The sequence below is a fragment of the Mycobacterium sp. 1245111.1 genome, assembly GCF_001673405.1.
In the GTDB taxonomy this organism is placed as follows: domain Bacteria; phylum Actinomycetota; class Actinomycetes; order Mycobacteriales; family Mycobacteriaceae; genus Mycobacterium.
Genome location: NZ_LZLV01000137.1, coordinates 1 through 12,744, shown reverse-complemented (window position 1 = coordinate 12,744; position 12,744 = coordinate 1). Strand labels below are relative to the sequence as shown.

The following is a 12,744-nucleotide window of genomic DNA, read 5'->3' as shown; positions in this document are numbered from 1 at the left end:
GCGCGCTTGCGCTCTGCGACCTCGGAGTCGGCCTGTTCGACCTTGAACAGCTGGCGGGCGAAGCGCTGAACTTGCCCGACATCCATTGCGGTGGCGTACAAGTGAGCTGCCTCGGTCTCGAAAGCATCGATGTAGCGCCAGCTCAGCTTCAGCGCCTCACGTGCCTCCTGGATTGCCACCTTAGCGCTACTCGTGTGGCTGATGCCGTAGCACGCTCGGGCCGCTCCGATCGCTGCGCTCTGGGTGTTGGCGCACACGATGCGGACGGGCGTAAGGAGCAGTCGAAAGCGTGAGGACCCATCGTGCGAATTCAGCGCCGCCAGGAACCACTCAGTGCGATCGGACACCCCGTTCTTGCCCTCGAAAGTCATGCTCTCCGGCAGTTTCATCGTCACGAACACTTCGCGGCCCATCCGCAGGGCGCCCGCGGTCTCGAATACCGCGCCGGACTCCCCGGTCAGGGCATTCAGAACCTCGCAGGACGCCTCGTTCTGGACCGGCGTGTATTTGTGGCCGACCACGCCGAGTACGTCGAGCTCTTTCGTGATCGGGTTGGTGCGCACTGTGGCGAACGTCGCTGGAACCTCCAGCGGCGGCCGGACCGTGACGCCGTCCTCCGTGATCTTGGGCTCGAGGGGAACCTGCAGCGGCATCTTGCGCACGTCCCAGTCCGCCAGGTGCGCCTCTCTGAGCGCCTCCTCGGCCGTCATCGCGTGACCGATGACCTGACCGAGCTGATGCCATCCGCTCTTGCGGGCAGCGAAACTCACCACATTGTTCGTTGAATCTAGCTCGTGCGCCATGAAAGCTCCTCGTGATATCGCGTAAAGCACCCCGGCGGCGCTCTTACTGACAGGTCAATCCTAACCGCCCCCACCGACAGAAACTGGCGAAGCGCTGCAGCGAAAAATGCACGCCCGCAACTGAATAACGACCCCCTCCCCGCCCGTGTGATGGGGCGGGGAGGGGGTCGGTCCGACTTACTTATTCGGTCAGATCGTCCCGTTCAGGTGCAGGGTCGCCACGACGTGCAGCACGTGGCCAAGCCAGATAACCAGCATCACCGCACCCGCAGCGATGAGCCAGGCCCCGCCGGGCAGTTTCGCCGGCGGGCGATCATCGTCGGATTCCGCCGCACCGCCCGGACGCAGCAGGCGTTGGTCGTCGTCGCGTTGCCAACGAGCGCGCGCGAGTCGGCGGCGAATACCGACAACGATCAGCGCGATACCCCCGCCAGTGAACAGGACCGCGTAAATCGCGGCGGTGATCCAAGACGCGTCCTCACCCTCCGCGAGCACGTACTCGACCATAATCAGTTCCCCCTAAGCGCTGCTACCAAATTCGCTCCCGCGCCACCACCGTCATGACACAGCACAGCTAGTCGTCGAGGTTTGGCAGGAACAGAATGATCTCGGTGACCGTGTAGGCGACGTCGTAGAAGTTCGCCGAGTGCCAGTCAGAGATAACTTGGTCGGCGATGACCGGGCCGAGAAGGTCTTTGAGTTCGTCTTGGTTGTCGGCGAACCAGGCTTCGAGGATCCCGGAGTCGGCCTCGACTGTGAGTTCTTGGTATGTCTGATCGGGCAGCCAGGGCACCTTCTTCTCGATCTTGGTGGTGCCGACCCAGGCGTCACCGTTGACCACGACGCCGATGCGTGTCGGCTCGCCGGGGCGTTTCGGGGTGACCGGCCGCGGTGGTGGGGCGCTGGGGTCTTTGGAGTCTCGCCAGGTTTTGACTCGCGCGACGGTTGACCCCAGCTGTCGGGCCAGCGCTGCGAGCCCGCCGGCGCGGTCGATGGTGGCCCAGCGTTCCAGCCAGAAGTTTTCGACGCCGGGCGGCCAATGGTTTCGTGCCGCCCACCGGGCGATGGTGGAGGCCGCGTAGCGCCGGCCGCCGCGCACCTCGATACGACGCGCGATTTCTTCACGGGCTCGACGCGCGGCTTCTGCGCGCCGGCTCCGCCGGTTCACTGAGTCCCACGCTGAGCCAAGTTCACGTTGGCGCCGATCGACGAGGTCGTTGAAGCAGTCTTGGAACCCGCGTGAGGGTGGGCCGGGTTCCTCGGCCATCCTGGCGAACCTCATGTGTCAGACGCCGGGTAGTCGACGTTTTTGATGCGGTAGCTGCCGTTGGTACGCACACCATCGCGCAGTGGGTCCTCGAGCTGGCTGATGTCGAACCCAGCGGGCACGCGGTAAAACCACGCGTCTGCCCACCAGCCGATCGGGTATTGGCCGTGGTCACGGGCGATGCGGACCGCGTACTTCATCGCGCGGGCGCGGGTGACGGCCTCGATCGAGGCGTACCACGCGGGCTGGGTGTATTTGAAGTAGGGGTGTTTCCAGGCGGTGTCGCCGAGCGCGGACATCCTTCCCAAGGTGCTGGTGTAGATGGCCTTGGTCATTTCCTCGTAGTCGTCGCGACCGCTCTTGACTGCCTCGATGCGCTTGCTACGCAGTTCTTGACCAAATCCTTTGAGCCACTGGTGCTGTTCGGGCCACACCCAGGCCGCCTCGAGGTCGAGCTCGGCCCATGCGATGCCGGCGCCACCCAACTCCGCGGCCGCGGTCAGATGCCGGACATCGGCCGTCGTCGCCCACCACGTCGCGGGTTCCTCCCAGCTCATCAACGGGTGCGGCAGCGGCAGTTTGCGATGCAGGTCGAGATCGTTACCCGCCGGGGTTGTCACTTGATAGATCCCGAATGGCGGCCGGGGGTCGTTGAACACACTCGGGTCGGGCTCGACCCAGCCAGGCGTGCCGAATCCGAGGTACAGGCCCTCGGCCGAGGGCAGGTAGGCGGCCTGCTGATCGAGCTCGACGTCGATGGTCTGGCCGCGCGAGCGGTGCTTGGTCTTCTTGATCTTCGCGCCCGGCCGGGTCGCCTCTCTGCCGTCGACCTCGCCGACCGCTTCCACACCCTCTTGAATCCACCACTGATTGGTTAGCCGTCCCGTCGAACTGATCTCGGCGGGCAGCAGTGAGATCTTCAGCTCCGGCGCAGGACCGCCGCCGCTCTTCGTTTTCGGCTTAGCTTTACGGGTTTTCACGTCCAGCAGTTGAGCGCCCACCATCGTCCACCGCGGCGCCGGCAGGCAGCCCTCCATGCTGTATAGCCACGCGATCCGGTCCCCCAGTAGATGAATGGCGCCATCTTCGTCGTCGGGCAACTCGGAGGCATCCCCCTGAATCCCGGCCATGCCCCGGTCTAGGGGGCGGGCCGTGGAGGGGTCGAGCGCGAGAAACGGCATCAAGATGATGTCGGCTTTGCGTGAGTCGCCACCGAACACGGCGGAGTCGAATTCGCAGGCAAACCAACCGGACTGGTGGAAGCCAACGGTGCACCCGAAGAAATCTCCGATGGTTTCCACCAATTGGTCTTCACGAAGGCCATCGATCGGGAATCCGATGACGTCCAACGCTTCTGGCGTAATCCAAATCTGCGGTGACATGCCGCCGGCAGGCGTGGCCCACTTGCGGTTACACACCACCTCCCCGAGGCGTTCGGGGCGGCGCAACGGGCCTGACTTCACCACTCCCGACGGAGACACCAGACCGCGGCTGCCCGCCAGCAGGACGCGCTGGTCGACTCCGCTCAAATCGACATCGGTCCATTGCCGGGACTTCAACGGCCAATCGTTGATGTCCTGCTCCTCGGGTGCCGGGGTATCGTCACCGGGGTGGCCCTGTTCTGCGGGCGTGTCAACTTCTGTTGCCGGCGCGGCTTTTTCGCGCAAATACCGCTGGACTGAGGACTCCCACCACAGCCGAGTCCGGCTCTGATTGGGGTCGCCGGCAACCACGTCGGCCGGCGGGAAATCAGCCGGCAACCCGCGGCCCAGGCGTGCCGCCACTTGCTGGCGCGACAGCGCGACCAAGGGCTCGGCGACCCGATCTGCGTAGCACTCGGTCAGGAGTAGCAACACGTCGTCCGCCTCGCGTCCATCACGTACCAAATAGGACCCCTCGGGGGTTACCAGGAAACTCGGACCGTCGCTGCTCACTGCTGCTCTCCTTCTGAACCCAATTCGGTAGCTGCGCATACCGCGTCGTCTGAGAGCGTCACCTGATAGGGCGGCAGCTGATCGGCCAGCGCCGCCGGCAACGATCCCCGGCGCCATTTGGCCCGCAGACCCTCCACCGCCGCCGCAGTTCGGCTGAGCCGCAGGGCGGCCTCGGGCACCGACAGGCCGGTATCCAACGCGGTCCGCGCGTCGTCGATCGTCCATCGCCGGCGGTGGCGGCCGGCGGACGCGGTGCGGGCAGCTCGACGGCGGGTGTAGGCCTGCCGCTCGGCGCGCGACTTGCGGCCGCGGGTCGCGCGCGGTGCAGAAGCATCTCCAGTTGACACAACTCCAGGCTAGCCCCTCATACTGACTAGTGTTTAAGTCTGAGGCGTGTCGGGCGTTAAAAAATGCAGCGATTAGCACTGTCACCGCCAGTTCTAGCGCATCCGCAGAACGCGCGAGATATCAAATGCATTGCGCCGCAGACTTTTCAGACGCCGAGACGGGTATGGCGCGACACGAGGCTGACGGCGGGGTCAGCGTAGGCGGGACGCACCGCCAACACGAGGCCCTCGATCGCCGGGCCCCCCGCGTTCATGCCCGGACGAGTTAGGGCTCGTCGACGAGGGCCTGGACCCGTGGGTCGACTGGCCGGCCCGTTAGCTTGCTGGCAGTCACCGCAGTTGCGGCAGCAGCTTTCCGCACTACGAGGCTCCGGGGACGGTGACGCTTCCCCGCCGGTGGCGGCGTCTGGCTCAGCTCCGTGCTCATGCCCAGAGTCAATGCCCGCCTCAACTCACCTAGCTGTTCCGACACGTTTCGACAGCGACTTTTCCGGGCTGGTCTCAGCGGATGAGTTCACGGTGGTTGAGCCGGCGGGTGCAGGCCTCGGAGGCGGTTTCGTCGACGCCTTGAACGATGTACCAGTAGTCGGCGTCGTACGTGCCGTCGACGGGTTGCGCGCCCTGTGGGTAGGTTCGCAACACCAGGGTGGCCATGTCGGGTACCTCGAGAGCACGGTGGCCGATAGGTATTCGGTGTGCAGTCGGGTGTTGACCAGGTCTCCGGGCAGGAACGTCACGGCGTTGGAGGTGACGCTGCGCTGCCGGCCGAGCGCCAGGTTGCTGATTGTCTTCATGTGCGGGGTCTCTGCTTTCGTTTGCCGGAATCGGTCGACGCGGCGGGGCTGAGCTTTTGTTGGGTCGCTCGAAACCTATGAGCGGCGAGGGACGCACGCTGGCTCCGACACCGAACCGAGGAGGGAAACTCCGGACCAGCTCGGTGGGCTGGGCTCGCTGGAATTGGCGGACACCACTGCCAAGCGCAGACCGTAGAATGGATGGCGGATCTCGAAGCGGCCTAGTCGGCCGTCATCGTGGTGAGTTACGGCATGGTCAGGCGGCGGGCGCATAGCCTGTGCGGCCCGGGCATTCGTCTGCCCGTAAGGGTCCGAGATCCTTTGCCCTTTCTCCTTTTTCGGCGCGCATCCGCAGGCTGGGGTGCGCATTCCTTCGAGGAGAAGGAAATGGTTGAACACCTAGTGCTACTCGCTGTAGTTCTTCTGGCCATCGTGAGTGAGTTGTTGGTCGTTGCCGCGTTCTGTGTTGGGTTGCGGCTCGGCCGGCGTCACTCGCGCTGATTAGACACCGGGCGCGGGCCTAGAATCCAGGGTCAGGATCCTGGCTCGCGCCACGGGTGTTCCTTTGGGGGGCTGCGGCCGCTCTCACCAGGCGCGTCCAAAGTTGCACGGCGGTCGCGCTTTTCGGCACCGGGCGCCTAGTTTACAGTCCGCACAGTCCCATTGAGTGTCGCGAGCTCGGCGTCGACCGTTTTGTCGCCCGTTACCGACTCCTGATCGCGCGCCACCACCACACGGCTAGTGGGGGATGTTGTCGGCGATGGCGGAGATCAGTGTGGTTGCTTGCTGGGCGTACATGGCGGCGCCTTCGGTGTCGACGTCGATGACGACGTTGGAGCGTGAGGTGATTGCGCGGGTCTCTACCAGACCGGTGTCGCCCTCGCGGTGATCGACAACTGTCGAAATATCACCAGAGAGTTGGGGATAGCCGATGTCATACCACTGGGTGGCCTGAGATGGCGGCGGGTCTGAGGTGTGCAGTTGAGTGTTGGCGCAGCGCTGCCAGGTCATAGAAATCCGGATGACGAATCGTGTTGCCGCGTCAGCGCTCGGAAAGGACACCACTGCCTGGTCGATGTGGTGTGGCCCATCTTTGGGTTCTTCGACCCAGCGTCCGGCCACCCCGGTGTAGCCCGCACCGTCATAGACCGGGAACATCGTGTTCCACACCGCTGAAGAACACCCGGGATCAGAATATGACTCGCCCCGTGACGGGGTGATGGTGCTGTAGCGCCGGACGGTCACCACACCGGAGGTTCCCATGATGGTTTGGACCCGGGTGTCGTCGAGGAGCAGATGGTTCAGATCGGCGGGGGAGACTAACGGTGCTGACCTGTCACGAGCCGACATCGCCCGCGCCTGGCCCGGCACCGATCGAGAACATCCGCACAGCACTGCCGCCACAGTGAGCACACCGACGATCACGCGCGTCATAACGGTAGGCATGCGGGCGCGTGACGCCGTCGCCGACCTGAGCTCATCGCGTCCGACGTTGGGCGACATGTCAGGAACCCTAAACGGCCCGTGACCAATGCGTACTACACTGCCGGCACGCGGTCCTACTGCGCATTGTCGATCGCCTATCTTTCCCGCTGGGTCTGCTGATCAATCAGCGGACAGCGGTTACTTACTCGATGGGTGGCAGCTGCTCGAGCTCACGGACGTGGTCGATCATCGCTGCCAGGCTGTTGAGGCCGGCCGCGCTCAGGCCGGAGGCACGCAGCGCCAGGTCTCTGACGGCAGAGTCGCGCAGTGCTGCCAGGAGGCTGAGTTGCGCGTCGATCGCTGGGTCCACTCCCGGGTCAAGAAGGTAGGAGGCGTTGACGCCGAAGTACTTTGCGATCGCGCGGAGGTGGGTGACAGTCGGGTTGGTCTTGAGTCCATTTCTGAGCTGCCACAGGTAGGCCGCGCTGATCGACACACCTGTTTGCCTGGCGATCGCCTCGGCGGCCGCGGCGTTGGAAAGGTGTGGCTCATTGGGCCGGCGCATAGTCTCGAAGAGGCGATTGAGTTTGACCGAGAGCTCGGAGTCGCATGGTGTTTCCGCGTCACTGTCGGCGACTGGCTCTGCTTCAAGAGAACGTGTCAATGTACTCTCGTTTCATATCGCGGCCGGTTTCGTACACTGACATTACTATAGAAGTAGTGCGGAGGTTACTGTCTCGGCCTGTTCCCCGATCAAGGTATTCATCTGAGTTACTGTTGCGTGGGTCAGATCTATACTGGTATGAATGTGTGGTCGGGTTATACAGACGTTTAAGAAGGCGCTGCTGGAATGAACGAGACAACCAAGAGGTCACCCGCGGCCGTTCACGGTCATGATCTCGTCGGCCGGGATGTCGACGTCACGGTCACCATGAAGTGCGAGGTCTACCAAGAGGAGCCTCAGGGCTGCTTCTGCGCGACGCTCATCCGCGAAGAGACTCGCTTTTGGGATGACGACCCCGACCCTGACATCGTCGAAACGATCGTCTGCGAAACGCAACTGCACTGCTCGGTGCCTGAAGTCTTCACCGCAGTAGACGAGTGGCTGATCCAGGGCCATCACCTCACCGCATTGCCTGAATCATGGAAATCTGGCGACACCGGGCCTGGTACTGGCGTCGTGCTTTTACTGTTCGCGCAGCTGCTGCCTAGTCATCAGCCTGAGAGCGCGACAGCGTAATCCGCGCAAGCCCACGGGCAGCGCCCCGCGGATCCACCTATCTCGCTCATCTCCGCGTGATCCTCGCGCGCACCTAGGACTCGTACTCGGCGCGTAAGGCCGCCTCTGCCTGCTCGACCGTCTCCCCCGCCGCGGGGGCCGCGAAAAGGCCCTGCTCCCAGAAGCCGGTGTCGATCCGCTTATCTTCGTGAACGCCTTCGACGATGTGCTCGACCACGATCTCGTCGTTGTCCCAATGCCCGACGAACGTCCACGTTTTCACTGGCCGGCCTTCCAGATAACTTCGGCCACGCAATCGGTTTCCACACGGTCAGCGGCGACGAGGGTGTAGTCCTCGCCAGCCCGCAGATACGGCCGACCGGCGCGGATCAGGCTGCGCCGCACAAGATCTCGGCCGAGGACAGCGGCCGCCCAGAGCTCACCGCGACGGTCCAGGACCTCGATGCAGCGCGCGATCACATCGGGGTCGACGAAACGCTGCACCTGGGCGTTGCCCTCGCGGCGCAACTCCACCAGACGCGCTTCGGGAATCGACGTCGTCACGAGTGGCCGCCGCAGTCGTCGGAGCAGCCGGGATGACCATCGTTCGCATAGTGAGAGCGCGCGCCGGCGCACCCGCGTGGGCAGCCGGCGGCCATGTCCCCCGTGCCGGCGTGGTCACACAGCTGACCGAGCTGACCTGACGTGGGGTTGTCGTCGCGATAGTGCACGGGCAGAACAAGGCCCGCATCGTGGTGACTCACAGCCATCTCCGGATCAGCCGGCCGCCTCGGCGGGCTGGTTGCGCACCAGCTGTACGCGGCGCTGGTCAGTGACGACGATGCGACCTTGGTGGATGAGGGTGTCGATCGTGTTACTCGCGACCGCGCGAGACACGCCCTGAGCTGCGAGCGCGCGAAGGATGCTGCCCAGTGGCTGATCCTTGGCCTGCAGCAGATTCAAGACCTGCGCGCCGAGCTCGTCGCCGTTGGCTGATGTGGACATCGGTTCCCCCTGTTTCGCGCAGCCTGTGCGCCGGCTGCCGGCCATAAGCGAATGGTGCCGCCCGGGCCCGCGTCCGCTGGTGATGTCGGCCGTGTCGCGGCCTCTTTTTGCTCTGCGCAGGCCCGCGGCCCTCGGCGAGCGGTCGTGTGGTGGCCGGCTTAGCGGACGTGGCGAGAGTACTGCTCGAGGATCTCCGGGTAGGGCCGCACGAGATCGGGTGTAAGTTCTCAAATTCCGTGTCCACGCGTGATGCGCTGAACTGCCGCGATGCGGGTCGTCTCACGTAATGTCCACACCCGTTTGTCTCACCGACGTGTCCACTTTTCGCGATTGTCCTGGCGGCCGTTGACCGTGCACGTGGCGACCAGGCCTCGCTACGAAGATACTTGGCGACCGTTTCGTCACAGTGACATCGAGGTGCCAGCGAGTGCGCAAGACGGCCGAGTAGCGCTCAGCGGTCTCAAATATGGTTAGGTGCTGAGATCGCATATCGCTAACACCTTGCGCCTCAGCGTATTTCGGATACATCGCGTAGCCAGTTGCCGGTAGACGCGTGGTACTTTTACGGGCAGAAAGTTGCAGAAACGGTGGTGCCGGCGGGCGCCTTGCGCGCGGTTTTATCTTCCAAAACTACGTGCCGATTCGTGAGGTCGTCCGCCGTTGCGGAGTCGCGCAATACGGTGCGCGCCCAAGTTGGTACACATGCTGCGACGGGTCAAGCACCAAGATCTGGGGTACCTCGAGGCATGGCTGAAATGCGAAACGACCCGCGATCAGGCCATCGAGCGAAATTCGGCTGTCGAGCGTCGAGAGGGGTGTCGGTCACCGTCGCGTGTCGCCATGGTGAAGTGATTCGCGGTTCGGTTCGATTCGGCGTGGCGCCGGTGGGTCTGCTAAGCACGCCGATGCTCGTCCAACGGGACAAGTCATGCTCCACCAAGTTGAGCCGTCAGGCATCACCGGTTCCACTGATACTGCCTTTGCGGACTTGAAAACCCAACCGTCACGGCCGGTGTCGCGCGAGCCACGTCATGCCCAGTCCTGCCCGAGTCTGCTTAACTCTGTCGAGGAAAACATTGATGAGCCAAAGGATCTCTAATTGACATTCGAGCCTCCTCCGTCTCAGACGGCGCAGATGCGCGCTCATGAGGCTTTAGACGCTGCTCCCCCATATCTGTTGAGGGGGTCACGTCAAGGCGATGTGGCGTGGAAACTTGTCGCCGAGCCCCCCAGCGTACTGTCCCTGCCCGGTCTCTCGCGGGTTGTCGCAGTGACTTACGTGGACGGATCGGTCCGCCTGTTCGAACCAGAAGACGTCCTTTTCGTCGGGCCAGTCACCGAGCGCACCGAAGGTGATCGGCGAGATATCCGCGACATCGCCGACGCGCACGGATGGCGCAGGATCGTTGACGGGGCAGACTTTTTCACGCGTGGGGCGATTCGAGTAGAAGTGCATTACAAAGATGCCACCGCGGTCACGGCGAGACGGTTGCTGCACGGACGGCCGACGACGTTCTTCACAAGCGGTAACGAGGCTAAGTCGTCAGCTATCGACTGGCTATCGGCTAATCGTACCCACCCCTACTTGCGATGAGTAGGTCAACTGCCAGGGCGAATTGCGTCAACGCACCCGAAAGCACACCCCTTTCGGGCATCGCATTGCTGCGCAAGACGACGTGCTCTGCGGACGCAGGCGGGCCACGACTATCTGCCCGTAAGCCGACGCTGGCCCGCTACCACTCGCCAAAACCGGCTCTGCGCAAATCAGCAGAGATTAACTCCGTCAGCTCAGCAAACAGAGGGTCCTCTTGGCCGCCGGGCATCGGCAAGCCGTCCTCAGCGCGAGCCGCGAGCAAGTATCCGGCTCTGATTTGAAACACATCAGAGAACGAGTCATCCGGCCACAGCTTCACCACCAGGACTTCGACGTCTTCGTCGGGCTGTCGGCGACATCCTGGACGTGTCCAGCGTTCATTCCACGACAGCGCGCCGCGATCGGACATCGGTCCTTCAACACTTTCCCTCACCACGCTTGTGCGCCCCGTCCTCGGCTTCGGCGTCATGTCGATTCGGTCAGACGGCCCACCGGACCGCCGCAAACTTCTCCCGGCACGCGATCGCATCGCACGCGCTGCTCAGAATCGCGTTGGTTTTAAGTCGTGCCAGCCCGACGCCAGTAGGCTACATTCCGTGCCGCCCACGTCCACGCCGAACGACCTAGGTTACTCTGGGCGTGAGCGCAGCCGCGCATCGCTGCGACGTCTTCTGGCTGCAGCCGAGCACGTCTTAATCAACGGCGGCACAGCGAAATTCACGGTCGCCCGCGTCGCCGAGCAGGCCGGCGTATCAGTGGCAATGGTGTACCGGCGGTTCGCTGGCAAAAAAGATCTAGTTGCCGCGGTCCAAGCCGATCTGCAAGAGCGACTCCGCGTCACGATCAGCAGCGCTCTGGAGAAACCAAGTGCGTCGCTGGGCGAGGTATTGCACGCATTTACCGACGCTCTCGGGCAGGTTCTCGACGAGTCCGGCCCGGTAATAAGTGCGCTTCTCGACAGTCGCACCTGCAGTCCGCCAACCCAACCGCTGGCAACCACGAATAGCCTGGCTCAACAATTTCTCGCCGCAGCCGACAGCCATCGCCTGGACGTCGGCCGTGCCGATCCAACCGCGGCCCTAACGTTCACATTCCACACCATCGTCGCCGCAGCCACGTACCGCGCAGCGGCTACACCACCGTGGCCTGACAACCTCAGCTGGCAACAGTGGGCCGACGAGATCGGCACCATGACTAGCGCATACCTGCACACACGGGAGCGAAGCTTGCATACCGACAAGTGACATCGCCGTTCCAGAAAGCAGCGACGTCTGCGCGACCAGGGGATGCCTTCGATGACTCGCTCCGACCATTCTTGTCCGTCGCGATGGACTGGAAACCGACCGCTCCAGGCCAGCGCTGGTGCCGGGAAGACATGCCCCATCGGAACCGTGCACGTCGGTCCTTGACAATCCCGGGGGCGCGTTGGTGACTGCCGTCGGCAAGCACCACAATCTCGCTGACGCAACGCCGAGTCGCCGTCGCAGGCCGTGTGCTGAGTTGGTCCTAGAGTTTCGTCGATTGGTGCGGTGTGGGGCCACCGAAGGTGGTTGCGGTCGATCACAAAGGTGTGGGTGCGCTGCATACAGCCGCCTCCGATAGCAATGGCTTCGTCGAGACTATCGAGGATCGCAGGTGGCAAAGTCGTGGGTGTGGGTCAGCTTGTCGGATCGTGGCCTGCCAGCAGTCGCATCAGAAATCTGACTGCGGATCACCCACGCCACCGAACCCAAGAATCTGATCACGGTCCCAATGGATAACCAGTGGAAACTGATCACAGCCAATAAACGGCGCGGCCATTGCAGGCTCAGCTGGCTTTCCATGGTGGAGACCAGCTGCGGTGCGGCGCTAATCCCGTGTGTGATGACGGATGAATCAGATCGGCCAGCATCCGAAAACTTCGACTACGAGACCGGCGTGATCGTCGTCGAACCACTGCAGGTTGTTACCTGCATCCGAACGCAGCTAACAGCTTCAGCGTTGATCGATGCCTTCGCCGAACAGGGCTACCATGCGTTGATGACTGCCAAAAGGTGGACCGCAAGCCACGATCCACACCCGGATCGCCAGACCGCCGACAACACAGAGCCAGCGACAGCCGCGTCACCGTTAGCGCCAGTGGAGCGCAGTTCTGTTCAAGCGCTCGGGTTCCTCGATGGTGACGGCATCTGAAGCCTCCCCGCGTTTGCTCCAAACGTTCTGCGAGTGCTCAATACTCGGCTCCTGAGTACGACTTCTAAACGCTCGTGGCTACAGCAGGCTCTTCAACGCGCTCTGGTGGGGACTGTCGCAATAAGGGTGTAAACGGCCTGATCGGCCCCGGTGTGTCGGGGCCGGAAAGGTCGCCTGATGACCG

At 63.3% G+C, this 12,744-nt stretch carries 15 protein-coding genes; 3 read left to right on the top strand and 12 right to left on the bottom strand.

The features are described from left to right. The 8 genes from A5658_RS22230 to A5658_RS22200 all read right to left on the bottom strand — a co-directional run. The coding region (locus A5658_RS22230; protein WP_082993361.1) for a DUF932 domain-containing protein at positions 1-803 on the bottom strand (803 nt) is incomplete at its 3' end. A gap of 189 nt (positions 804-992) precedes the next feature. Next, positions 993-1,310 (bottom strand): hypothetical protein, encoded by a 318-nt coding sequence (locus A5658_RS22225; protein WP_067340226.1) that lies wholly within the window; start codon positions 1,308-1,310, stop codon positions 993-995. 67 nt (positions 1,311-1,377) lie between these two features. Further along, on the bottom strand, positions 1,378-2,070 hold the full coding sequence (locus A5658_RS22220) for a hypothetical protein (protein WP_067340223.1): 693 nt from the start codon (positions 2,068-2,070) through the stop codon (positions 1,378-1,380). A gap of 11 nt (positions 2,071-2,081) precedes the next feature. Continuing rightward, complete coding sequence (locus A5658_RS22215) at positions 2,082-4,004, bottom strand: hypothetical protein (RefSeq protein WP_082993360.1); 1,923 nt, start codon at positions 4,002-4,004, stop codon at positions 2,082-2,084. Further along, on the bottom strand, positions 4,001-4,351 hold the full coding sequence (locus tag A5658_RS22210) for a hypothetical protein (RefSeq protein ID WP_067340220.1): 351 nt from the start codon (positions 4,349-4,351) through the stop codon (positions 4,001-4,003). Before A5658_RS22210 ends, A5658_RS22215 begins: the two co-directional genes overlap by 4 nt. Positions 4,352-4,852: 501 nt before the next feature. Next, positions 4,853-5,005, bottom strand: a complete 153-nt coding sequence (locus A5658_RS28250) for a hypothetical protein (protein ID WP_156751601.1) — start codon at positions 5,003-5,005, stop codon at positions 4,853-4,855. Positions 5,006-5,883: 878 nt separating this feature from the next. Further along, the gene (locus A5658_RS22205; protein ID WP_082993359.1) at positions 5,884-6,648 is read right to left on the bottom strand and encodes a sensor domain-containing protein; all 765 of its coding nucleotides are present in this window, start codon (positions 6,646-6,648) and stop codon (positions 5,884-5,886) included. A gap of 124 nt (positions 6,649-6,772) precedes the next feature. Continuing rightward, positions 6,773-7,135, bottom strand: a complete 363-nt coding sequence (locus A5658_RS22200) for a helix-turn-helix domain-containing protein (protein ID WP_067340215.1) — start codon at positions 7,133-7,135, stop codon at positions 6,773-6,775. A gap of 285 nt (positions 7,136-7,420) precedes the next feature. Between A5658_RS22200 and A5658_RS28245 the strand changes: the two genes are divergently transcribed. After that, positions 7,421-7,810 carry a hypothetical protein gene (locus A5658_RS28245; protein ID WP_156751600.1) on the top strand — a complete coding sequence of 130 codons (390 nt, stop codon included), beginning with the start codon at positions 7,421-7,423 and terminating at the stop codon, positions 7,808-7,810. A 73-nt stretch (positions 7,811-7,883) separates the two neighbouring features. On the opposite strand, the gene A5658_RS22190 is transcribed toward A5658_RS28245, so the two are convergent. The 4 genes from A5658_RS22190 to A5658_RS22175 all read right to left on the bottom strand — a co-directional run bounded on the left by A5658_RS22190 (position 7,884) and on the right by A5658_RS22175 (position 10,250). After that, positions 7,884-8,072, bottom strand: a complete 189-nt coding sequence (locus tag A5658_RS22190) for a hypothetical protein (protein ID WP_067340210.1) — start codon at positions 8,070-8,072, stop codon at positions 7,884-7,886. Beyond that, positions 8,069-8,353: a hypothetical protein gene (locus A5658_RS22185; RefSeq protein ID WP_231997413.1), complete on the bottom strand. Its 285-nt coding sequence runs from the start codon at positions 8,351-8,353 to the stop codon at positions 8,069-8,071. The genes A5658_RS22190 and A5658_RS22185 overlap by 4 nt, the downstream gene beginning before the upstream one ends. 213 nt (positions 8,354-8,566) lie before the next feature. Next, entirely contained in the window at positions 8,567-8,794 is a 228-nt protein-coding gene (locus A5658_RS22180; RefSeq protein ID WP_156751599.1) for a hypothetical protein, read from the bottom strand. Between the two features lie 1,186 nt (positions 8,795-9,980). After that, positions 9,981-10,250, bottom strand: coding sequence for a hypothetical protein (locus tag A5658_RS22175; RefSeq protein ID WP_067340206.1), 270 nt, complete (start codon positions 10,248-10,250; stop codon positions 9,981-9,983). A gap of 734 nt (positions 10,251-10,984) precedes the next feature. Here A5658_RS22175 and A5658_RS22165 point away from each other — a divergent pair. Continuing rightward, a complete protein-coding gene (locus tag A5658_RS22165; protein ID WP_067340200.1) occupies positions 10,985-11,632 on the top strand; it encodes a TetR/AcrR family transcriptional regulator in 648 nt (215 codons plus the stop codon). A 508-nt stretch (positions 11,633-12,140) separates the two neighbouring features. Beyond that, entirely contained in the window at positions 12,141-12,560 is a 420-nt protein-coding gene (locus tag A5658_RS22160; protein ID WP_067340198.1) for a hypothetical protein, read from the top strand. Positions 12,561-12,744 lie beyond the last annotated feature (184 nt).

Coding starts and splice junctions, on each gene's coding strand:
- A5658_RS22225 (WP_067340226.1), bottom strand. CDS start 1,310: ATGGTCGAGTACGTGCTCGCGGAGGGTGAGGACGCGTCTTGGATCACC.
- A5658_RS22220 (WP_067340223.1), bottom strand. CDS start 2,070: ATGGCCGAGGAACCCGGCCCACCCTCACGCGGGTTCCAAGACTGCTTC.
- A5658_RS28250 (WP_156751601.1), bottom strand. CDS start 5,005: ATGGCCACCCTGGTGTTGCGAACCTACCCACAGGGCGCGCAACCCGTC.
- A5658_RS22205 (WP_082993359.1), bottom strand. CDS start 6,648: ATGTCGCCCAACGTCGGACGCGATGAGCTCAGGTCGGCGACGGCGTCA.
- A5658_RS22200 (WP_067340215.1), bottom strand. CDS start 7,135: ATGCGCCGGCCCAATGAGCCACACCTTTCCAACGCCGCGGCCGCCGAG.
- A5658_RS28245 (WP_156751600.1), top strand. CDS start 7,421: ATGAACGAGACAACCAAGAGGTCACCCGCGGCCGTTCACGGTCATGAT.
- A5658_RS22180 (WP_156751599.1), bottom strand. CDS start 8,794: ATGTCCACATCAGCCAACGGCGACGAGCTCGGCGCGCAGGTCTTGAAT.
- A5658_RS22175 (WP_067340206.1), bottom strand. CDS start 10,250: ATGCACTTCTACTCGAATCGCCCCACGCGTGAAAAAGTCTGCCCCGTC.
- A5658_RS22160 (WP_067340198.1), top strand. CDS start 12,141: ATGGATAACCAGTGGAAACTGATCACAGCCAATAAACGGCGCGGCCAT.